The sequence below is a fragment of the Petralouisia muris genome, assembly GCF_004793545.1.
Classification (GTDB): domain Bacteria; phylum Bacillota; class Clostridia; order Lachnospirales; family Lachnospiraceae; genus Petralouisia; species Petralouisia muris.
The window spans coordinates 24,323-44,957 of the sequence record NZ_SRYA01000039.1; the positions used below are offsets into that span (position 1 = coordinate 24,323).

General features: G+C 43.6%; 18 protein-coding genes. 16 read left to right on the plus strand and 2 right to left on the minus strand.

The window, feature by feature from the left end; all coding sequences use genetic code 11:
- Positions 1 to 185 precede the first annotated feature (185 nt).
- The 10 genes from E5329_RS17565 to E5329_RS17600 all read left to right on the plus strand — a co-directional run bounded on the left by E5329_RS17565 (position 186) and on the right by E5329_RS17600 (position 11,166).
- Entirely contained in the window at positions 186 to 1,208 is a 1,023-nt protein-coding gene (locus tag E5329_RS17565; protein WP_135990747.1) for an Ig-like domain-containing protein, read from the plus strand.
- Between the two features lie 139 nt (positions 1,209 to 1,347).
- Positions 1,348 to 2,196 carry an Mrp/NBP35 family ATP-binding protein gene (locus tag E5329_RS17570; protein ID WP_135990748.1) on the plus strand — a complete coding sequence of 283 codons (849 nt, stop codon included), beginning with the start codon at positions 1,348 to 1,350 and terminating at the stop codon, positions 2,194 to 2,196.
- 353 nt (positions 2,197 to 2,549) lie between these two features.
- Positions 2,550 to 2,711: a hypothetical protein gene (locus tag E5329_RS29875; RefSeq protein ID WP_168356668.1), complete on the plus strand. Its 162-nt coding sequence runs from the start codon at positions 2,550 to 2,552 to the stop codon at positions 2,709 to 2,711.
- 179 nt (positions 2,712 to 2,890) lie between these two features.
- A complete protein-coding gene (locus E5329_RS17575) occupies positions 2,891 to 3,988 on the plus strand; it encodes an ATPase, T2SS/T4P/T4SS family (protein ID WP_135990749.1) in 1,098 nt (365 codons plus the stop codon).
- The gene (locus E5329_RS17580) at positions 3,985 to 5,490 is read left to right on the plus strand and encodes a hypothetical protein (RefSeq protein ID WP_135990750.1); all 1,506 of its coding nucleotides are present in this window, start codon (positions 3,985 to 3,987) and stop codon (positions 5,488 to 5,490) included. The genes E5329_RS17575 and E5329_RS17580 overlap by 4 nt, the downstream gene beginning before the upstream one ends.
- An 85-nt stretch (positions 5,491 to 5,575) precedes the next feature.
- Positions 5,576 to 5,911 (plus strand): hypothetical protein, encoded by a 336-nt coding sequence (locus E5329_RS17585; protein WP_135990751.1) that lies wholly within the window; start codon positions 5,576 to 5,578, stop codon positions 5,909 to 5,911.
- 260 nt (positions 5,912 to 6,171) lie between these two features.
- Positions 6,172 to 6,315: a hypothetical protein gene (locus E5329_RS29880; protein ID WP_168356669.1), complete on the plus strand. Its 144-nt coding sequence runs from the start codon at positions 6,172 to 6,174 to the stop codon at positions 6,313 to 6,315.
- A gap of 11 nt (positions 6,316 to 6,326) precedes the next feature.
- Complete coding sequence (locus E5329_RS17590) at positions 6,327 to 6,791, plus strand: hypothetical protein (RefSeq protein ID WP_135990752.1); 465 nt, start codon at positions 6,327 to 6,329, stop codon at positions 6,789 to 6,791.
- Between the two features lie 8 nt (positions 6,792 to 6,799).
- A complete protein-coding gene (locus E5329_RS17595) occupies positions 6,800 to 7,399 on the plus strand; it encodes an InlB B-repeat-containing protein (protein ID WP_135990753.1) in 600 nt (199 codons plus the stop codon).
- Positions 7,400 to 7,491: 92 nt separating this feature from the next.
- A complete protein-coding gene (locus tag E5329_RS17600; RefSeq protein ID WP_168356670.1) occupies positions 7,492 to 11,166 on the plus strand; it encodes an InlB B-repeat-containing protein in 3,675 nt (1,224 codons plus the stop codon).
- Positions 11,167 to 11,410: 244 nt separating this feature from the next.
- Here the strand turns inward: E5329_RS17600 and E5329_RS17605 are convergent, their stop codons facing one another.
- Positions 11,411 to 12,475 (minus strand): ABC transporter substrate-binding protein, encoded by a 1,065-nt coding sequence (locus E5329_RS17605; protein ID WP_135990755.1) that lies wholly within the window; start codon positions 12,473 to 12,475, stop codon positions 11,411 to 11,413.
- A 237-nt stretch (positions 12,476 to 12,712) separates the two neighbouring features.
- Between E5329_RS17605 and E5329_RS17610 the strand changes: the two genes are divergently transcribed.
- Together E5329_RS17610 and E5329_RS17615 are read left to right on the plus strand one after the other, a co-directional pair.
- Complete coding sequence (locus E5329_RS17610; protein WP_135990756.1) at positions 12,713 to 13,435, plus strand: phosphatase; 723 nt, start codon at positions 12,713 to 12,715, stop codon at positions 13,433 to 13,435.
- Between the two features lie 173 nt (positions 13,436 to 13,608).
- Positions 13,609 to 13,911 carry a YerC/YecD family TrpR-related protein gene (locus tag E5329_RS17615; RefSeq protein WP_135990757.1) on the plus strand — a complete coding sequence of 101 codons (303 nt, stop codon included), beginning with the start codon at positions 13,609 to 13,611 and terminating at the stop codon, positions 13,909 to 13,911.
- 145 nt (positions 13,912 to 14,056) lie between these two features.
- Here the strand turns inward: E5329_RS17615 and E5329_RS17620 are convergent, their stop codons facing one another.
- On the minus strand, positions 14,057 to 14,767 hold the full coding sequence (locus E5329_RS17620; protein WP_135990758.1) for a DUF1836 domain-containing protein: 711 nt from the start codon (positions 14,765 to 14,767) through the stop codon (positions 14,057 to 14,059).
- 148 nt (positions 14,768 to 14,915) lie between these two features.
- Here E5329_RS17620 and pcrA point away from each other — a divergent pair, with 148 nt between their 5' ends.
- The 4 genes from pcrA to E5329_RS17640 all read left to right on the plus strand — a co-directional run bounded on the left by pcrA (position 14,916) and on the right by E5329_RS17640 (position 20,446).
- Entirely contained in the window at positions 14,916 to 17,159 is a 2,244-nt protein-coding gene (gene pcrA / locus E5329_RS17625; RefSeq protein ID WP_135990759.1) for a DNA helicase PcrA, read from the plus strand.
- A gap of 102 nt (positions 17,160 to 17,261) precedes the next feature.
- Positions 17,262 to 17,516 (plus strand): hypothetical protein, encoded by a 255-nt coding sequence (locus E5329_RS17630; protein WP_135990760.1) that lies wholly within the window; start codon positions 17,262 to 17,264, stop codon positions 17,514 to 17,516.
- 78 nt (positions 17,517 to 17,594) lie between these two features.
- Positions 17,595 to 19,121, plus strand: coding sequence for a 23S rRNA (uracil(1939)-C(5))-methyltransferase RlmD (gene rlmD / locus E5329_RS17635; RefSeq protein ID WP_135990761.1), 1,527 nt, complete (start codon positions 17,595 to 17,597; stop codon positions 19,119 to 19,121).
- A 467-nt stretch (positions 19,122 to 19,588) separates the two neighbouring features.
- Positions 19,589 to 20,446: a reverse transcriptase domain-containing protein gene (locus E5329_RS17640; protein ID WP_330572238.1), complete on the plus strand. Its 858-nt coding sequence runs from the start codon at positions 19,589 to 19,591 to the stop codon at positions 20,444 to 20,446.
- Positions 20,447 to 20,635: the final 189 nt, after the last annotated feature.

Sequence of the window (20,635 nt, forward strand, 5' to 3'; positions counted from 1 at the left end):
CGGGCCGGCGTTTCGGGATTTTGGCATTACAAAAGGATAGTTACGTTGGAATTTTTCTGGAAAATTTTGCCGTAAAACCTCTTTACATTCATAGCATTCCGTGTTATATTAGAACAATCACAGACCAGAGGTTTGTGATTTCTGATATAAACCGGGATTCCTGCCATAAGGAATGGAGGAATGTTATGTCAGAAGTTACATCAGTGAAGAAAAAAGTCTTGAGAACAGCATTTGCAGTATGCTGCATGATATCCGTGCTGTTTCTTTCCATAAGTCAGTCAATGACAGCTTATGCGGCTTCCGGGCTGGAAGCCGTGGTCTTAAATTTTTATTCCAAAACGGTGAAAATCGGAGACGAATGTTATCTTCTTGCCCTTACCACGAACGGTAAAAAGCCCTCTTTTTCATCCAGTGATTCCAAAATTGCCTCGGTTAATACCTATGGAAAAATTACAGCGAAAAAAGCAGGAACGGTAAAAATCACGGCAAAGATTAAGAATGGGGAGGCAAGCTGCACAGTTACAGTGCAGAAAACAAAGATTCAGCTAAGCGCGAAGGAAATTTCTCTGGAAAATGGACAGAGCGCCAGATTAAAAGTCAATTCTTCCACGGGGCATCCCGTAACCTTTAAAACCAGTAAAAAAAGCATTGCCGAGGTAGACGAAAACGGAGTGATCACGGCCAAAAAGCCGGGAACTGCCACAATTACGGCAACTGTGGATAAAATATCTGCAAGCTGCAGGGTTACGGTGAAAAAGCCCACGGTCAGTCTGAGTAAACGGTCTGTTTCTCTGTACCGGAACAGGAAAGTGCGTTTAACAGTCAAATCAACCTCAAACAGCGCGCCCAAGTGGAAAAGCAATAAGAAAAGTGTTGCAACAATAGAACAAAACGGCGTAGTTACAGCAGTAAAAAATGGCTCCGCAGTTATTACCGTAACAGTGGATGGCGTAAGCAAAAGCTGTGAAGTTACAGTGAAAAAGCCTGTGGTTAAATTTGCAGAAAGTGAAATCATCATGGCAAGAGGGGAGACCAGAAAAGTGAACGTAACGGTTTCTTCCGGAAATAAGCCGGTATTTTCAAGCTCAAACACCAGTATTGCTTCCGTGGACGAACAGGGAAACATATCAGCAAATGATGCAGGAAAAGCCTATATTTATGCTAAAGAAGACGGAGTAAAGAGCCGCATGCAAGTAATTGTAAAATGATAATCAATATCTGATATTGGCAGGAATCCCGGGAAATCAGAAATAACAAAAGAAATTGCAAAAAGTTATATACTTCTCTGCCGGATATGCTTATAATAGATTCTGTGAAAGTAATATTTATCAAACAGGAGGAAACAAAATGGCAGAGAATCAGGAGTGCAGCAGTGCATCAAGCTGTTCAAGAGAAAGTTGTGAAGGGTGTCCCAGCCGTAATGGAGGCGGGCCTCAAAGTTTTATAGAAGAATTGAATCCCTTTTCCAGCGTGAAAAAAGTCATTGGGATCGTTAGCGGAAAAGGGGGCGTGGGGAAGTCTTTTGTTACGGCGTCGCTGGCGTCCGCTATGAGAAAACAGGGGTATGAGACGGGAATTTTGGATGCAGACATTACAGGTCCTTCTATTCCGAAAATGTATGGGATTCATGGTCCGGCAGAAGGAAATGATATGGGATTGTTTCCGATTCCGGCCCAGGACGGCACGAAAATTATGTCATTGAATTTGTTGGTGGATGATGAGGAAGCTCCGGTCGTTTGGCGGGGGCCTGTAATTGCGTCAACTGTAAAGCAGTTCTGGCATGATGTTTATTGGGGGGATTTGGATTATCTGTTTGTAGACATGCCGCCTGGAACCGGTGATGTGCCTTTGACGGTGTTTCAATCCCTTCCGGTGGATGGAATCATAATTGTAACATCTCCTCAGGAACTGGTGCACTTAATTGTAAAAAAAGCGATCAATATGGCCGGAATGATGAATATTCCGGTGCTTGGCATTGTGGAAAATTACAGTTACCTGAAATGCCCTGATTGCGGAAAAGAGATTAAAATATTCGGGGAAAGCCATCTGGAGGAAGCGGCGGCTAAGCGGAATATTCCGGTGCTTGGAAAAATGCCGCTGAATCCTGAGTATGCCCGGCTGGCAGATGAAGGGAAGTTCCATCAATTAGAAAATTCTTATCTGGAAGAAGCGGTGAAAAAAATAACAAATATTTAGAGTCTTTTGACATTCCAAAGCCTTGCGGAAAGCTAGTTTGCTTTCCCAGGGCTGTTTTTTGCGAAAAAAATTTGTGGAATATGCATAATTGCTTTTTCCAGAAACAGGAGTTACAATACCAGCACAGAAGCAATTCTGGTTACAGATTTATTACAGCGGAATATATCCAGAGTATATGTTCCAGCTAATCTTACCGCCGGCTATTTCTTGGCCGGCACACACAATCTTTAATTTCTGCATAAGGATGAAGAACTTTCAGCCTTAATCAATTGGCAGGTTGTTCCGCCAATTACCAATGCATGAAATGTACAACAAAACAGTGGATGATTCTGTCCGCGGAAAGGAGGAATTGCATGAAAGTCATTTTTGAGGAGTACAGCGGAATTATTATTACGGCTGTTGCAATTATTGCATTAATTGCCGTTGTGGGACTGTTGCTGGCTGCGGATGGGCCGGTGCACAGCGCTTTCGTTAATCTGATTAAAGAATTATTTGACAAAGCAAGCGTTTCTTAAACCAGCAGGAAGCCAGAGATCCGGCGGCAAGGCAAGGCGGGCAGGCTTATGCAATTTTTGCATAGCGGCAAGCCGGATAGCCGCCGGGAGCTGGCCAAAGCCTGGTAATCCGAAAATAGGTTTTTGCGTTCATCGGTATGTTTTGGTACAGATGATGCAAGATGCAGAATGGAGGGACTATGAAATACAACTGGGAATTAACGGAGGCGGAATTTGGGCCGTTTTATTCGTATATTCAGGATAAAAATGTAACGGATATTGATTTTAACGGGCAGACCTTGTGGATTGCAGACTTGAAAAAGGGCAGATACCGGGCCAAAGCGGAAGTAACAGAGGAATTTGTAGAGCGGTTTACCCACCGGATTGCCAACCGGGTGAATAAGCCTTTCAACCGGGCAAGCAATGTGCTGGAAGCAGAAACCAATGAGCTGCGTATCAGTATTGTCCATGAATCGGCGGCGGTGTCAGGCAGAAGCATATGCATCCGCAAATCGCTGCCTAAGGTGCGGCATACGGTGGAAAGTATGCTGGACAGCAGGTATTGTTCCGTGGAGGTGCTGAGTCTGCTGATTAATTGTGTGAAAGCAAAGATGAATTTTGCTTTCTGTGGGGAGCCGGGAGTGGGAAAAACAGAATGCGCTAAATTTTTTTCACGTTTTATACCCGCGAACCAGAGAGCCATTACCATTGAGGATAATCTGGAGATGCATTTTCATGAGATCAATCCGGAAAATGACTGTGTAGAGCTGCAGGTAAGTAAGGAGCTGAGTTATACCGACGCCATAAAGCTGTGCCTGCGGCAGAATCCCAAATGGATTATCCTGTCAGAAGCCAGATCTACGGAAGTGCAGTATTTGCTGGAACAGTGGTCTACAGGAGTATATGGATTTACTACACTGCATCTGGATGATTTACGGAATTTGCCGGATCGGATTATGAACATGATAGGAAGATCCAGAGATGCAGACCGTCTGGAAAATTATATTTATGAATTTATCAGCGTAGGTGTGTTGATCCGCCAGTATGAAAATGAGCAGGGAATGCTGGAGCGGTATATTGATCAGATGTGTTTTTATGATCGCCTGGATGGGAAAAATGATATTTACATGCTGGTGGAGGACGGAAAACTGATCTCCAGGAATATACCCAAGGATATTTTAAAGCGTATGGACAGAGCAGGAATATCCAGGCCTTTTCAATGTGTGGAGACCTGTCCCTACGAGCCGCTGGATGTGGAACTGGTGAAGGCGGCAAAGTCAGAATGGGAGGAAGAATGAAAAGAGGAAATAAGAGAAAACAAACCAGTATATGTTATTTGCTTCATCCGGAGAATTTGCAGAAAAAGATTGACAGTTACGGCTACAGCTTTTCGATGGGAAGGTATGTGATGTTTCTGTTTACTGCCCTGGCAGGGGCAGTGGGGTGCGGAATTTTGTTTTCCCTGCACTGGTATTTTATACTGATTTTGGCAGTGGTGTGTCTGGGGAATCTGCCCTTTTTGATTTTGGATGGATATAAGCAAATGTATGAACACAAGTGCTTTCTGGATGTTTCGGATTATATGGAGCAGATTTTGTATTCCTTTCGAATGAATCCTAAAATTGTCAATGCATTGAAAGATACCAGTTCCCTGTTTGAAACCGGACGCATGCATAATGCAATCTGTGAGGCGGTGGATTATATTGAACAGGGAAAGTATCAGTGGGATTTGTATGGAGAGGCATTGGAACTCATAGAACGTGAGTATCCGGCAAACCGTCTGCCGTCCATTCATGAGTATTTGCGTATGGTGGAAAGCAATGGAGGCTCCTGCAAAGAAGCAATCGATCTTTTGCTGCAGGATAAAGCAGTTTGGGCAGACAATGTACTGCTTCTGCAGGAGGACAAGAAGGCGGCCCGGACAAAAGTAATTTTTTCTCTGGCGGTCACGATGATTCTGGCTGTTGTGTTCCACAGCGTATACCGTTCTATGCCGGCTCAGTACACGATTGTGGAACATCCGGTGACTCAGGCAGCCACAGTGCTGTATCTTCTGCTGAATATTTTAATTTTTCGAAAAGCGAACAAGGAAATTGCCAGAAGCTGGCTCATACAGGAAAATAAAGAGCAAGAAAAATTGTCCGGATATTACCGTATGGTTATGGAATTTGATGAGAAAAAGGAGAGGAATAAGAGCCTGATTTTGGGCGGAAGCCTATGTCTGTTTGGTTTAGGAGTCTGGGGGCTTGGGCATCCTTTTGGAGCTTTGCTGGCAGCTGGAGCCGGCGGGATTCTGCTGAATCAGCATAAAATGGGATACCGGCTTGCTTATGACAGAGTAGTGAAGGAAATTAATCGGGTATTCCCGTCATGGCTGATGGAAATGGCATTGCTGATGCAGGGAAACAATGTTCAGGTTTCCATTGAGAAAACGATAGAACATGCCCCGGCAGTATTAAAAGAAGAACTGCAGAGGTTGTCAGACAGCCTGAAGAGCCGGCCGGACGCTATTGAGCCTTATCTGGATTTTCTGAAAATGTTCCAGCTTTCTTCCGTGCAGTCTTCTATGAAGATGCTTTATGCGATTTCGGAATCGGGAAGCGGAGATGCACAGAGCCAGATTCAGATATTAGTGCAGAGAAACAGCAAAATGCTGGACAAGTCAGAAAAGCTTTCGAATGAGAAAAGCCTTGCCGGGATCAACAGCATTTTCTATCTGCCTCAGATTACCGTGTCTTTCCAGACTATGGTGAATATGGTGGTATTTATGGTAGTATTTTTAGGACAGTTAAAGATATAAGTTTAGAAATTAAGAGGACGAAAGGATTTTGTGCAAAGCGAAGGGACAGCAGGGGAAAAGAGTTGATTGCAAAGGAGAAGAATAGATGGGACAAGTGTTAAAAACGTATCTGGGTCTGTTTTTCCTGCTGATTATGGGTCTGGTGGGTATTGGCGTTGTGTCGGCCGGAATAGAAGTGACTGCCGCCAGAAATTACCACGCGGATGTGATCAGTGAGATAGAATGCAGCAATTTTAATGCAGAGGTTATCTCCGCCTGCAAAAGCCAGGCTCAGGAGAGAGGATATCAGTTGGAAATAGCGGAACTGGTCTATGATGCGGAAGGAAATCAGAGAATGGCGGAAGTGATTTTGTCTTTTGATTATACCATTTCCATTTTAAATTTGGCGTCAGCCCATGAAGTGCGCGGGTTTGCAAGATAAGGAGGAAATATGAAAACCATTTTTGAGGAATTTGGCGGAACAATTGTATATGTTATTGCAGGGGGAGGGGTTCTTGGTATCTTTGGTTATATACTGAGCCTTGCAATATAAGGATTGGCACAGGAATTCCTGTAGGAAACATGGAAATATGCTAATTTTCAGGCTGTGAGTGGCTTTGTCCTGTTTACAGGAATCCCCGCAGGAAGCATGGAAATATGCGGCAGTATATCAGGAAATGAGCAGAAACAGGAGGAAAAATTATGAGAGAAATCATAGATGAGTATGCAGGAGTGGCAGCAGGAGGAATAGCGGCAATGATGATTTTGGGTATGGCAGTAGATTTTGTGTTGGGAAGTTCGGGATTGTACGGAGTGATTCTGGGATTTTCCCAGAGCATTTGCTGAAGGGGAAAGCTATGAAACAGATAAGCAAAGGGATGTCTGATCTTCTTTTATCCGGAATTGTGTGCGCAATGCTGCTGGGTATTCTGGCAGGGATGGCATTGCTTTCCCGGTTAGGAGAGCAGATGAAAACGGAAAAGGAGAATTATTCGGAGTATCAGGACATAGCACAGACAAAATGGATTTGTGCCAGAAAACCGCCGGAATTGGTCAGAAAAGGCGCCAGTATTTGGAAAACAGGAGAAAAAGTCCGGATCAATCAGGCATTTGAAGCAGTGGATGAAGAAGGGAATCACCTGGATGTCCAGGTATTGGATATTCAGGATGCATTCGGAATCAGCAGAATGGAATGGTATGACAAGGCAGGACATACGGCAGTGTTTTTGAGACGGGGTGCCTATGTACTGGAACTTCGGACGGCAGATGGGCAAAAGAAACCAACGGTCAAAAAATTTATGCTGCTGATTGATGACAGATAGGGAGGAACATGAAACATACGGTATACGGTATATTCCTGGCATTGCTTGTAGTTATGGTGGTTGCAATTGTGTTGGGGATCAGTGGAAAAAATGTGCGGAAAAATGAAATGGAAACATCGTTGAATACAGCGATAGAACAGTCACTGGAGCGGTTGAGACAGGAAAAAACCTATTATTCTTACGAAACGGAAGCATACCAGGAGCTGATAACGGATTTCCATCGGCTCCTGTTAGCCCAGATAGAGTCAGACTCTGAGCTTCAGGTGGACATTCTCACGGCAGATACAAAAAAAGGCATACTGGATGTGAGGGTTACGCAAAGGTATCGGACGATTCTGGGGAAGGAGAAGAAAGCAGTATGCCGAAAATCTGTGATTTTAGAAGAGTATTCTGGAAAAAAGGGATATCATACGGTCACTTTTTTGGTGGATGGGGAAACTTATTCCAGGTATTCCCTATATGAAGGAGGAAGAATCATTCAGCCTGAAACACCCAGAAAAGAAGGAAAAGTTTTTTGCTACTGGTCAAAGCAGGGAGAACAGAAGGAATGTGCGCTGGATCATATGACAGCAGAGGATAATCTTGTGCTGGAAGCTGTTTTTCGATGAGAAGAAAGGGAAATTTAAAGTATTGTGTGCTTTATGAATCTTGCTGCCTAACCGGGCGGGAGAGAAAGCAATATTGTATGCAAGGAGGAAATATGGAAACAAAAATAGTAAGTGTGCTGCTGTCTTTTGTGCTGCTGATGGGAAATATAAATCTTTCCAGTTCAGGAACGATTCAGGAACGGGGTACCCCTTGCCGCAGGGCAGAAGTTCAGGAACAGGACATGTTTCAAGAAGAGGGAAGCAGCAAGCGGGACATGTCTCAGAAGGAAGAGGAAGCCAGCAAGGAGGAGACGTCACAAAAGGAAGAGGAGACCGGCAAGCGGTATATGCCTAAAAAGGAAGAGAAAATTCAGGATCAGGAATTGTGTCCTGAAGAAGAGAGAATGAAGAAGCCAGATGCATTTCAGAAGGAAGCGGATGGCACGCTGCTTTTCGAAGAAATGAATCTTCCGGTATTTGCAGCAGCAAAAGCTGCGGAAAATGAAAAGTATGTGGTGCGAAATGGATATTTTTATATTTTTGTGCGAAAACAGGGGGAAAGTGCAGAAAACGGTCATTGGTATAAGCTGAATATGAGTGTACCCAAGCTTACCGCACAGAAGTCACAGGATATTGCCTGGGAAATGACATATATAGGGAAAATGCCCAAAAAGGATCTTGATCATGTGGTGGAATGGATTAAAGTGCGGGGAGACAAAGCCAGCAGTGAGAAAGACAATTATTCTTTGGAAATTGAAAAAGGTAAAAACTGGGAGAAAACAAGGCAGGATGGACTGGGGATTAAACCTGTAATGGGAGAGCCTGCGCCCAATCTGGAGTCACTTAGGCCCCAGGGATATCCCTACAAGGAAAGATACTATATGCTTTGCGGAAAGCTTATGTTTACGGTAAAAGGATATCGTATGTATTTTGATAATTCTGTATTTCATGATATGAAAGGAATGGATATTGAAAAAGAAAACAGCCAGATACAGAAAAAGGATTCCAAACTGGATGAAGGGGAAGTCTCTTGGACGGGCGACGGATATTTTAAATTTGCCATTGACACCAATAATGTGGGAATGACCAATTATGGGGCTTCCGGAGAGTTTCATCATTCCATGTACGGATTTTATCTGAAACCCAACCAGTATACGGTGGCGTATCATGCGAACGGTGGAATCGGAACTATGAAGTCGCAGCCGGCTGTCTATGACGAGAACCTTACATTACGGAAAAACAGTTTTGTTCGGGAGGGATATACCTTTGCAGGATGGAATATGGCGTCAAATGGAAAGGGAACGGCATATGAAGGGGGAGAGTGTGTAAAGAATCTGACAGATGCCCACAAGGAAACTATTACCCTGTATGCCCAGTGGCGGCCCAACAAGTTGGCGGTAACGTATCATGCGAACGGTGGAACATCTGCAGGAAAGCCCTATCAGATTGGAACTTATGTGAATCATTGGAGTTATGAAACGCCTGCCAGCCCGCCGGAAAAATTCGCTTCCTTTGGCCTGGCAAAAATGGGCTATTCCAAGCGGACAGGGGCAGAATGGAACACTGCCGCAGATGGAACGGGAGTATCTTATGATGAGAATCAAGTCTATGGAATGCTGGACTATGCTGCTGATCTGAAAAGCGGAGACAGAAGCCGGCTGCTGTACGCTCAGTGGGAACCCAATCTTTATTCAGTTACATTGGATAAGAAGCTGACCGGATTAGAAGCAGGTGGAACAGATGTTATTTATGAAAAGTATGAGAATGGATGGTATTTCGATAAGGGATGCACTGCCATTTTAAAAGACAAAACAAGAACAGGAAGTATTGTGGTTCCAAAGAAAAGCGGATACATTTTTCAGGGATATTACGATGCTGAAGCAGGTGGCGTACAGATGATTGATGCGTCAGGGAAAATGACTTCTGCAGGAATCTCAGATTTTAAGCAGCTTGGAAACGCCACCTGGTATGCCCGTTATCATTGTCTGATTTCCTGCGAGGATTATGCAGATGTTCCCTGTGATTTTGAAAAGACAGCAGGGGATAACAGGGAAAGCACAAGAATCCTGATTGCCGGGGAAAAAGATCAGGTGACAGTTAAGGCGGGACAAACAGGAATTACAGTGTCCCTTACTGGGAAACCGGCGGGGACGGCGATTGGCCGGTTCTGCTCTGTTGCTGCAGGAGGTTCTGCTTCTGGTTCTGCAGGAAATACACAATCTGTTACTTTGCCGTTGACGCCCCAGGAAGGTGCAGCTTATCATTTGAAAGTGTCGGGGGCAGGAAAGGTTCTTTTTGACCAGGCAGTGTATTATAAAGGCGGTAGATTCCGTACTCTTATTAAGCTTGGAACGAAAGAGAAAAAGGAAATCGCTCAGGGCGGAGCTGCTGCAGGAAGTTTATGGGGAACTCTGGATACGGCATATCCTCTGTATCGGTACATAGGGTGCAGTGAATTGAAAAACATTCAGTCTCCAGGGAGCGTATACCGGTATTTTCAGTATAGAGACGTGAACATGGCATACAGCGGAAATGGAGCGACTTCTGGTAAAAATATACTAGAGTATGACGTTCCACTGGAAAATATGTATCGGTTCCGGCAAAATGGATTTGTCAGAGAAGAAATGAAAACCAAGCATACAGAAGATGGACGGCCTTATGAGTGCAGGGTCAGGTATGCATTTGCAGGATGGCAGCTTAGTACCGGCAGACCTTATCGGCAGCAGGAACAGGAGTTGGCATTGGAGATTTACAGACAGGCGCAAGAGGAACAGGCGCTTTTAAACAGAACCCTAGAGGCAGTTGACTCTTATCAGGTAGAAGATCCAGGAAAAAAGGAAAATCACGCAGAGGAATATATTAATTTTCTGGCAAAGTGGAATGCATTTCCCACCATTGCCGTAACACCAGGAAAGAGTCTGGAATTTTATGAAGGAGAGGAAGTTACCAGGGAAAATCTGGTAGATTGTCTGACAGTGCATGATGAAGAAGATAATCATAAGGAAAACAGACCCTATCAACCGGATTTGAATGATAAGGTGAAGATTATCAAAATCAATTATCCGAAATCCCGCAATGGGAGCCAGCCTGCTTATGAGAAAGTGTACAAAACGGATGTGCCCAAGGATTTTCTGTTGGATACCTACTATTTGAAGTTGGAAAAAGGAGAAACAGTGGAAGTGATGGTGACATTTTCAGTGACAGATTCTAATGGGAATACTACAGAAGAGGAATTTCCGGTAAAAGTAAAGTATAACAATTATCCGGAAATTATCAGTGAAGATGTCTTTTATTATTTTAAAGAAGAGGCAAACAAAGGTGAAATTACAGAAGAGGTTCTGACAGGACGTGCCGCAGCCAGGGATACAGAGGATGGAAATATAACAGATAAATTAAATCTGAAAGATTTTGACAGTCAGGTGATTAAGATGCAGACAGAATCCACAACGGAATTTGAGATTACTTATCAGGTGACAGATGCATACAAAAAAACTTCTTATAAAACTGTGAAATTAGTGGTAACGGATGAAGAGGCAGCGATAGCGGAAATGCCGAAATATTATGTCCGCTATATTTCCAAGAAATATCTGGATACGCTGGAAGAAAATTCTGTTTGGCGTGAGCCGGAAAATTATGCATATCTGAAGCGGATTCTCGAAAATGAAACGGCGGCGGAAACCTGGGAATTTACCCATGAAGATGTGCTGGCAGTACAGGATTGGATGTCAGAGAACAGGCAGGGGAATGGACAGGATTTTCTGGCAAGATTTTCCCACTGCAGAAAATAAATTTGAAGTTGCATTTGCCGCTTGATTTGTTTGAGGAAGAATAATCCTGAAAATCTTATGGTATCCAAATGCCGAAGGTCTGAGCTGGGAAAAGAAGCAGAGAAGAAGGCGGAAAAACCTTCTTCTCTGTCAGGAGAAAATAGAATACTGTTAATCCAGTTCTTTGTCAGGGCAGTGAGGAATCCGCCGATTTTGCCTGGGCAGTGCAGAATTCAGTTCTTTGCCTGAACCGTGCAGAATCCGTCTATTTTGCGGCTTTTTCTGCAAAGGAAGTGTCGACTAATTTTTCCCATTCAGGACGTTTGGTGAGTTCTCCGGATTCTGAAAGAATATCCAGAAGTAAAGTAAAGCTGGATTCCTCAAAAATGAGGTTCTCTTTCCATGTGTCCTGCTGGTGGTATCTGGCTACAATGGAGGTCAGTGTTTCCATATCTGTTTCTTTGAATTGAGGAGCGATGACTTCGGCAATTTCTTCCGGGCTGTGGGAGAGTGTGTAGTCCATGCCTTTTTGAAGAGCATTGGTGAATTTTTGTATCACATCCGGATTTTTTTCCAGATAGCTGCTCTTTGCGCTGAAGGCCGTATAGGGAACGTAGCCGGAATCGATTCCCAGAGAAGCAACCACATATCCAGCTCCTTCTGTCTCAAGTGCAGTAGCGCCTGGCTCGAACTCAACAGAGAAGTCTCCTTTTCCGCCGGAAAATGCAGCTGCAGTAGAGCCGAAATCAATGCTTTGATCAATGGAGAGATCTGCGGCAGGGTCAATTTTATTTTGCCGTAAGATGTATTCAAAGACCATTTCAGGCATGCCGCCTTTTCTTCCGCCAAGAACTTCTTTTCCACACAGGTCAGACCAGGAAAAATCGGGCATTTCTTCCCGGGCTACCAGGAAATTGCCGGCGCGCTGGGTAAGCTGGGCGAAATTTACTACATAATCTGCTGAACCTTCATTGTAAGTGTAAACGGTAGTTTCCGGTCCCATAAATCCAATATCTGCTTCGCCGGAGAGAACGGCAGTCATGGTCTTATCTGCACCGAATCCAGTGACAAGCGTCAGATTAATGCCTTCTTCTTCAAAATATCCCTGTTCGATGGCAACGTACATAGGTGCATAAAAAATGGAATGTGCGACCTCATTTAAGGTAATATCCACAGGAGTATTTTTGGAATCCTCGTCTACAGTATCGGAAGCTTGGCTGGAAGTTTCTTTCGACGGCGTTTTTGATTTTTGGGAACAGCCACAGACAGTCGTAAAGAGCACAGTAAGGCATAATGCCAGTGAAATAGCATGTAAAAGATTCTTTTTCATAATTCCTCCATTCTGTTTTGGCGTTTGCGCAAAAAAATAATGTTTTCTGCTTCATTTTTATTAGAGTATGAAAAAAAGAAAAAATGTGTGCCTTTTGTTATTCCAGATGTGTATGTGAAAAATGTATGTAATTTCTTATTCTGGATTTGTGGATGAAATGAATGGTCATTATCTTGCAATTTCAGAATAAAACAGCTAAAATGTAAGAACAGAGTGAGAAAGGAAAAGAGGATAAATATGCTGGATAAAATGGATTTGCATACACATACACTGATGAGCGGACATGCTTATAATACCCGCAATGAGATGATAAAGGCAGCCGAAAAGAGAGGACTTGAAATTTACGGGATTACCGAACATGCGCCTGCCATGCCTGGCAGCTGCCATACTATGTATTTTGCAAACTTTCGGGTGCTGCCGAGAAAATATAAAGATATGACCGTATTATATGGTGCAGAGCTGAATATTCTTGATGATGCAGGACGTGTTGATTTGCCGGAATCGCTGTTAAGAGAGATGGATTTGGCATTTGCCAGCCTTCATTTGCCCTGTTATACGCCAGGAACGGCAAAAGAGAATACAGACACCTATGTGGCGGCTATGAAGAATCCTTATATCAATATTATTGCCCATCCTGATGATGCACGTTTTCCAATTGATTATGAAAGGTTGGTAAAGGCTGCCAGGGAGTATCACGTGATTCTTGAGGTGAATAATGCATCTCTGTCTCCCAATAGTTTTCGGGGAGATCCCAGGGAAAAGTACAGGGAAATGCTGGAATTGTGCATGGAGTGGAAAGTTCCTGTTGTGATGGATTCTGACGCCCATGCAGATGTGCTGGTGGGAAATCATGAATTTGCCAAGGAAATGCTGGAAATGGTTGGATTTCCAGGAGAAATGGTGGTAAATTATCACCGTGAACTGCTGAAAGAGTATATCAACAGAGGAGATTTGGTATAGTGCGCGGCATTCAAACCAGGAATATGTATACATGAGAAATACAGTCCAAGGATAGTGTTTTCAGGAAAGATAAAAATATGTATTTACTTCATAACTTTAGTATGTTAAAATCACCAGAGAAGCATTTATAAGACAGAATTATAAAAGGAGTACTACATAAAGGAGAATGGCGTATGAGCAAAAAATTAAGGACAGAAGCCGTAGACCATTTGTTTGAAGCAATATTGAGTCTGGAAAACAAAGAGGAGTGTTATACTTTTTTTGAAGATGTGTGTACAGTGAATGAATTATTGTCACTGTCTCAGCGGTTTGAGGTGGCAAGAATGCTTAGGGCGCAGAAAACATACCTGGATATTGCAGAGAAAACAGGAGCCTCTACAGCCACAATCAGCAGAGTAAATCGTTCCCTGAATTATGGAAATGACGGATATGATATGGTGTTTGCCAGAACGGGAATGGGAAAAAATGATAATTAGCCTAATGGGGCAGTCAGCGTCAGAATGTGACAGTCCAGCCATTACAGGGCTGGATAAAGGAAAGATTTAGGCTGGGAAAATACATAAGTCGGAAATGTCCGGTTTTTAATAATTAACCGGACATTTTCAGCTTTTAGAGATTAAATTATTTTTCTTGATTTTTTGTGCGCTTTCCGGCAGGCTTGTCTTCGGAAAGATTTTTTGTCCGTTTTGCGGCGGATTTGTCTTCTGCGGAAGTTTTTGTGTGTTTTCCGGCAGGCTTGTCATTTGCGAAGACCTCTGCATCAATTAATTTTTCGATCAATTGTTTTTTAATGTAAACATCAAAACTTAGCATGCACAAAAAGGAAAAGCGCTGCAGCCGTTCCTGTTCATCCCCGGAGAGTTCAGAAAATGTTTGTTGGCTGGTATGGTATTTCCGGGTAATGTCTTTTTGCATATTTTGGATTTCGGACTCTGCCAGGCGAAATACCTCGGAGTAGATACTTTCCAGATTGAGGTCTGAATCAGCAGCAAAATACTGGTCTGTAATGGGATTCAGAATGCCCTGTATGTCTCCGATGCTTAAAATATTTTTAAAATAATAAATGAAGATCAGAGCCAGCAGATGCTCTTTGGAGTATTTTTTCTTGACCGGAGGCGGAAGCAGGTTGTTTTTTGCATAGTTATTAATCATTGTCTTTGTGAGTACCTTGTCATCCGGATGGCGTTTGGATACGGAGAGCTGAGCGTCCATAAAGGTGGTAACCTGATCCATGTACAAATCTATGTTGGGAAGCTCTTCCGGCTTAATGTAGTCAATCCGGGCAAGGCTGTCCAGAATACTGTTCAGTAAATCTTTATCATCTATTGTCATTTATTTCACCTCAGGATATATTATATAGTAATAAAAACCGGATAACAAGTGTTTTATTATTTTTTCTGGAAGATGGTAGAAAACAGGTTGAAAAATGACGAATTATTTACTATAATAAACATATGTTTGAGATATGAGAGGAAAAAATATGAGTATGTATGATAATTTGAATTCCATGCAGCAGGAGGCGGTATTTCACACAGAAGGCCCGGTACTGATTCTGGCTGGCGCAGGTTCCGGGAAAACCAGAGTGCTGACCCACAGAGCATGTTATCTGATCGAGGAGAAGGGGGTGAATCCCTGGCACATTATGGCGATTACCTTTACGAATAAAGCGGCAGGAGAAATGCGGGAACGTATTGACAGTCTGGTGGGATTTGGTTCAGAGAGCATCTGGGTGTCCACGTTCCATTCCACCTGCGTGAGAATTTTAAGGCGCTATATCGATCGCTTGGGGTATGACACAAATTTTACGATTTATGATGCGGATGATCAGAAGATATTGATGAAGGACATTTGTAAACGTCTGCAGATAGATACGAAGATTTATAAAGAGAAAAGTTTTTTGGGAGTTATTTCATCAGCCAAAGATGAATTAATTTCTCCGGAAGATTTTACGCTGCGTGCAGCAGGTGATTTTGCCAAAGAGAGACAGGCTGCAGTATATCGGGAATATCAGGCGGCGCTGCGGAAGAACAATGCGCTGGACTTTGATGATTTGCTTGTAAAAACCGTGGAACTTTTGAGTAACGATGCAGAAGTTCTGGATTATTATCAGGAGCGTTTCCGCTATATTATGGTGGACGAGTATCAGGATACTAATACGGCGCAGTTTTATTTGATTAAATTGTTGGCAGATAAATACCGGAATCTTTGTGTGGTAGGGGATGATGATCAGTCTATTTATAAATTCCGGGGCGCTAATATTAAGAATATTCTGAATTTTGAAGAGATTTATCCAGATGCAAAAGTGATTAAATTGGAGCAGAATTACCGCTCTACGCAGAATATTTTAAATGCTGCAAACAGTGTGATTGCCAATAATGTGGGGAGAAAGGCAAAAGCTCTGTGGACGGATCACGGCGAAGGGGAGAAAATAGATTTCCAGCAGTTTGAGACGGCCTATGAAGAGGCAGATTATATTGCAGCGGATATCAGAAAAAAAGTGAAAGAGAGCGGCTGCCATTTTGGAGACTGCGCAATTCTCTATAGGACGAATGCCCAGTCACGTCTCTTTGAAGAAAAATTTGTGGTTTCTGATATTCCCTATAAAATTGTAGGCGGAATTAATTTCTATGCTAGAAAAGAAATCAAGGATTTGCTGGCATATTTGAAAACCATAGATAATGGACGGGATGATTTAGCAGTCCGCCGGATTATAAATGTGCCCAAAAGAGGCATTGGCGCAACAACGCTAGGCCGCGTACAGGCTTATGCGCAAGAGCAGGGACTGAGTTTTTATCAGGCGCTGCGGGGGGCGGATGAGATATCTACCATTGGCAAGGCAGGAGTGAAAATCAGGCCGTTTGTGAATTTTATTCAAACTATGCGGAGTAAAGTAGAGTACTTGGGTGTAGCCAAATTGCTGCAGGAAATCATAGAAGAGACAGGATATGTGTCGGAATTGGAAGCAGAGGGCACAGATGAGGCCCAGGCCCGGATTGAAAATATTGATGAGTTGCTGAGCAAGGCTGTTGCTTATGAGGAATCAGAAGAGACGCCTACTTTAAGCGGTTTCCTGGAAATGGTAGCTTTGGTTGCGGACGTTGACAGTTTGCAGGAGGGCAGTGATTATGTCGTTCTTATGACATTACATAGTGCGAAAGGACTGGAGTTTCCTAACGTATATCTGGCCGGAATGGAGGATGGCATGTTTCCCGGCTATATGACGATTATTTCTGATGATCCTTTGGAGATGGAAGAAGAACGAAGATTGTGTTACGTAGGAATTACCCGCGCAATGACTCAGCTTACGATTACCTGCGCAAAGCAGCGTATGATTCGGGGAGAAACGCAATATAATAAAGTATCCCGTTTTGTAAAGGAAATTCCCGGAAATCTGTTGGGTGGCATGGTGCGGACTCAGAAGAAGCAAAAAGACGAGCAGGAATCTTCCGCACAGTCTTTCCGGCAGGCTACTTCCAAGGTAAAGCCTATTTTCAGCACCAGAAATATTTATCAATCCCGGCAAAGCAATTCATTTGCCAGCAGCAGCACCGATAAGATTGCTTTAGATTACAGCAGCGGGGATCGAGTGAAGCATATGAAATTTGGAGAGGGTACAGTGCTGCAGATTGTGGAAGGCGGCAGAGACTATGAGGTAACAGTGGCATTTGACCGCGTAGGGACGAAAAAAATGTTTGCTTCTTTTGCAAAACTAAAAAAAGTATAAAATTTCAAAAAATTGGTATGCTAATAGATAAATATGTGTTATACTTATAAGAACAATTGGTTGAGACATCAACCCCCAAAAAGAGGAGAAGGAGCGGTTATCATGAGCAGAGAAAAGATTGATGAATTGTTAAGTACAGTGAAGTTGAATGAGTTGTTACACAAACAGGAAGAAGAGCAGAAGAAGTCAAAGGTACTTTGGGTTTGTGCAATTGCAGGAGCAGTGGTAGCAGTGGCAGCCATCGCATATGGTATCTATCGTTTCTTTACGCCGGATTATCTGGAAGACTTTGAGGATGATTTCGAAGATGATTTTGAAGATGATTTCTTTGATGATGAGGATGAAACTGAAGAATAGGAATCAATTCTGGAACTCCCGCATAACATGCGGGAGTTCTTTTTGGATAAAGCAATTTTGAAGGATGCAGGAGGAAATATGAAAAAGGGACAGACATATGTTGGCAGGGTGGAAAAGGTTATATTTCCCAATAAGGGAATCATCAAATTAGAAGACGGCAAAACTGTTGTGGTAAAAAATGTAACGTCAGGGCAGAAAATATCTTTTTCCATCAATAAAGTCAGAAAAGGAAAGGGAGAGGGCAGGCTTTTGGAAGTTTTGGAAAAATCTCCTTTGGAACTGGAATCCGTGCCATGTGAACATTTCGGCGTCTGCGGTGGATGTACTTTTTTAAATTTGGACTATCAAACTCAGCTGGATTTGAAAGAACAGCAAGTAAAAGAATTGCTGAAACCGGTGTGTGCTCATTATGAGGATGAGGACAGCAGCTTGCCTTTTGAAAAGAAATTTGAGGGGATCAGGAGAAGCCCAAGGCAGTTTGAATATCGGAATAAGATGGAGTTTTCTTTTGGAGACAGCTATAAGGACGGCCCTTTGTCACTGGGAATGCATAAGAGAGGAAGTTTTCATGATATTGTGACGGTGCATGGATGCCGAATTGTGGATCAGGATTATTCTGAGATTTTGTCAGCGGCATTATCCTATTTTCAAAATTATGAAAATCCTATGGATGATTCGGAAGGAAATAGAGGAGTTCCCTATTACCATAAGATGCATCATACTGGATATTTACGTCATCTTCTGGTACGCAAAGGGGCAAAAACCGGAGAGATTCTGGTGGATTTGGTGACGACTACCCAGATTCAGGGGGAAGCGGAAGAAAAGCTGCTGACAGGATTTCGGGATATGCTTCTTTCGTTGGAATTAGAGGGAAAGATTACAGGGATTTTGAATACTCATAATGACAGTTTGGCAGATGCCGTGATCAATCAGGGCACCAGAATTCTGTATGGGCAGGATTACTTTTATGAAGAACTCTTGGGGCTGCGGTTTCGTATTACCCCCTTTTCTTTTTTCCAGACTAATTCGTTAGGAGCAGAGGTTTTGTATGAGACGGTCAGGGAATATATAGCGGATGCCGGAAATGGAAAGATTGTTTATGATTTGTACAGCGGTACAGGGACTATTGCCCAGATTCTTGCGCCTGCGGCGAAACAGGTGATTGGCGTGGAACTTGTGGAAGAAGCAGTGGAAGCGGCAAAGGAGAATGCACGGCTGAATCAGTTGGATAATTGTGAATTTATTGCAGGAGATGTAATGAAGGCATTGGAACAGATTGAACAAAAGCCGGATGTAATCGTACTGGACCCGCCCAGAGAAGGAATTCATCCTAAGGCTTTAGAGAGGATTATCCGATATGGCGTAGAGAAAATGGTTTATATTTCTTGTAAGCCTACCAGTTTGGCAAGGGATTTGGAGGTGCTGCAGGCAAGGGGGTATATGGTGGAGCGGGTTTGCTGTGTGGATATGTTTCCGGCTTCTGCTAATATAGAGACTGTCTGCCTCTTGGGAAACCGAAATGCAAAGCTGGATACCCATTTGAAACTGAGCCTGAGTATGGATGATTATTACAGGATTAAGGAAGAGGGTAAAAATAACCAATAGCCAAATTTAATACACTGAACTAAAGCGATAGCTGCTGATGCGAAAACATTGGCAGTTATTTTTTTGGTGTGCCCGGTGGGCACACGTTCTAACGGGTGAAAGTCCCCAATCCGCCCGGCAGTGGGAAGGATACAGCCGAAGCCAAGGGTGTCCACCGTGAGGTGGAATCTGAAGAAAGGATCAGGCAAAACTCTGGCTTGCTACATTTGAGGCTAAATACAGGGATAAGGTTGCCAAACAAACCAAAGTCCGATAACTGCACGGAACTGTAGTTAGTAGTTATGGAGTGAGTATAAGAGGGAAAGAGCGTGTGAGTACCCGGGGAGGTCTCGTGGACGCATCCAAAGTGATAGAACATTCGCAGGAGCGGTTGAAACAAGATTTACCACGAGAAGTCAGCAGAGGTCATAGTGCCACTACGGTTGCAAATGTGGTGGGAAGGACTGAACTTTAGGAGATGTGAGTAAATGAATGTGACCAAAGATGGGTTTAAGAACAGACAACTTCATATGGAAGACTACCTGCAAATGGTATCTGCGGAACAGAAAGAGTATGCAGGAGTGTCCGTCTATCAGCGGATTACTGAAAACAACCACATCATCACGGACTTTTGGACGGACAATCTACTGGAACTGATTTTACGGAAAGACAACTTAAACAGGGCTTACAGGAAAGTGAAATCAAACAAAGGCAAAGGCGGAATAGACGGAATGCAGGTGGATGGACTTCTACCCTACCTGAAAGAAAACCAGAGCGAAATCATCCGGAAGATACGGGAAGGGAAATATAAACCCAACCCAGTCCGCAGGGTAGAAATACCCAAGGAAGAGAAAGGCAAGGTCAGGAAATTAGGAATACCAACAGTTGTAGACCGCCTGATTCAGCAGGCAGTTACACAGGAATTGACGCCGCTGTTTGAACCACAGTTTTCAGAGAACAGCTATGGGTTCAGGCGGGGGAGGAGCCAGCATGACGCATTGAAGGCCTGCAAGAAGAATGTAGACGAAGGGTATGTGTATGTGGTAAGCATGGATTTGGAGAAATTCTTCGATACAGTGAACCACAGCAAGCTGATAGAAGTGCTGTCACGGACAATCAAGGACGGACGTGTCATATCGCTGATACACAAATACCTGAACGCAGGAGTATTGCAGAAGGGATTTTTCGAGAAAACGGAGGAAGGCGTGCCACAGGGCGGGCCGTTAAGTCCGCTGTGTGGGAACGTGACGCTGAATGAGCTGGATAAGGAACTGGAACGCAGGGGGCACCGGTTCGTGAGATATGCGGACGACGGTGCGCCACGAAGGCGAGTCCAAGTAGCGTAGCTGCTTGAAGACAGCTATGCTGTACAGATGATGGCGGAGGGCCCGCCGGAACCGCCATGCAGGTGGAGGTTTCAAACCACCCTAAGGTGCTGTAGCCAAAAGCTATGGCATTGAGCGTTAGGGAAAAGGCGGATATAACTGTCAGGTGAGTGTGAAGGAGATGAATGAACATATGAACCGCTTACGGAA

Bases quoted from the DNA above. Each gene is read 5' to 3' on its own strand.
- E5329_RS17565 (WP_135990747.1), top strand. From the start codon at position 186: ATGTCAGAAGTTACATCAGTGAAGAAAAAAGTCTTGAGAACAGCATTT.
- E5329_RS17570 (WP_135990748.1), top strand. From the start codon at position 1,348: ATGGCAGAGAATCAGGAGTGCAGCAGTGCATCAAGCTGTTCAAGAGAA.
- E5329_RS29875 (WP_168356668.1), top strand. From the start codon at position 2,550: ATGAAAGTCATTTTTGAGGAGTACAGCGGAATTATTATTACGGCTGTT.
- E5329_RS17575 (WP_135990749.1), top strand. From the start codon at position 2,891: ATGAAATACAACTGGGAATTAACGGAGGCGGAATTTGGGCCGTTTTAT.
- E5329_RS17580 (WP_135990750.1), top strand. From the start codon at position 3,985: ATGAAAAGAGGAAATAAGAGAAAACAAACCAGTATATGTTATTTGCTT.
- E5329_RS17585 (WP_135990751.1), top strand. From the start codon at position 5,576: ATGGGACAAGTGTTAAAAACGTATCTGGGTCTGTTTTTCCTGCTGATT.
- E5329_RS29880 (WP_168356669.1), top strand. From the start codon at position 6,172: ATGAGAGAAATCATAGATGAGTATGCAGGAGTGGCAGCAGGAGGAATA.
- E5329_RS17590 (WP_135990752.1), top strand. From the start codon at position 6,327: ATGAAACAGATAAGCAAAGGGATGTCTGATCTTCTTTTATCCGGAATT.
- E5329_RS17595 (WP_135990753.1), top strand. From the start codon at position 6,800: ATGAAACATACGGTATACGGTATATTCCTGGCATTGCTTGTAGTTATG.
- E5329_RS17600 (WP_168356670.1), top strand. From the start codon at position 7,492: ATGGAAACAAAAATAGTAAGTGTGCTGCTGTCTTTTGTGCTGCTGATG.
- E5329_RS17605 (WP_135990755.1), bottom strand. From the start codon at position 12,475: ATGAAAAAGAATCTTTTACATGCTATTTCACTGGCATTATGCCTTACT.
- E5329_RS17610 (WP_135990756.1), top strand. From the start codon at position 12,713: ATGCTGGATAAAATGGATTTGCATACACATACACTGATGAGCGGACAT.
- E5329_RS17615 (WP_135990757.1), top strand. From the start codon at position 13,609: ATGAGCAAAAAATTAAGGACAGAAGCCGTAGACCATTTGTTTGAAGCA.
- E5329_RS17620 (WP_135990758.1), bottom strand. From the start codon at position 14,767: ATGACAATAGATGATAAAGATTTACTGAACAGTATTCTGGACAGCCTT.
- pcrA (WP_135990759.1), top strand. From the start codon at position 14,916: ATGAGTATGTATGATAATTTGAATTCCATGCAGCAGGAGGCGGTATTT.
- E5329_RS17630 (WP_135990760.1), top strand. From the start codon at position 17,262: ATGAGCAGAGAAAAGATTGATGAATTGTTAAGTACAGTGAAGTTGAAT.
- rlmD (WP_135990761.1), top strand. From the start codon at position 17,595: ATGAAAAAGGGACAGACATATGTTGGCAGGGTGGAAAAGGTTATATTT.
- E5329_RS17640 (WP_330572238.1), top strand. From the start codon at position 19,589: ATGAATGTGACCAAAGATGGGTTTAAGAACAGACAACTTCATATGGAA.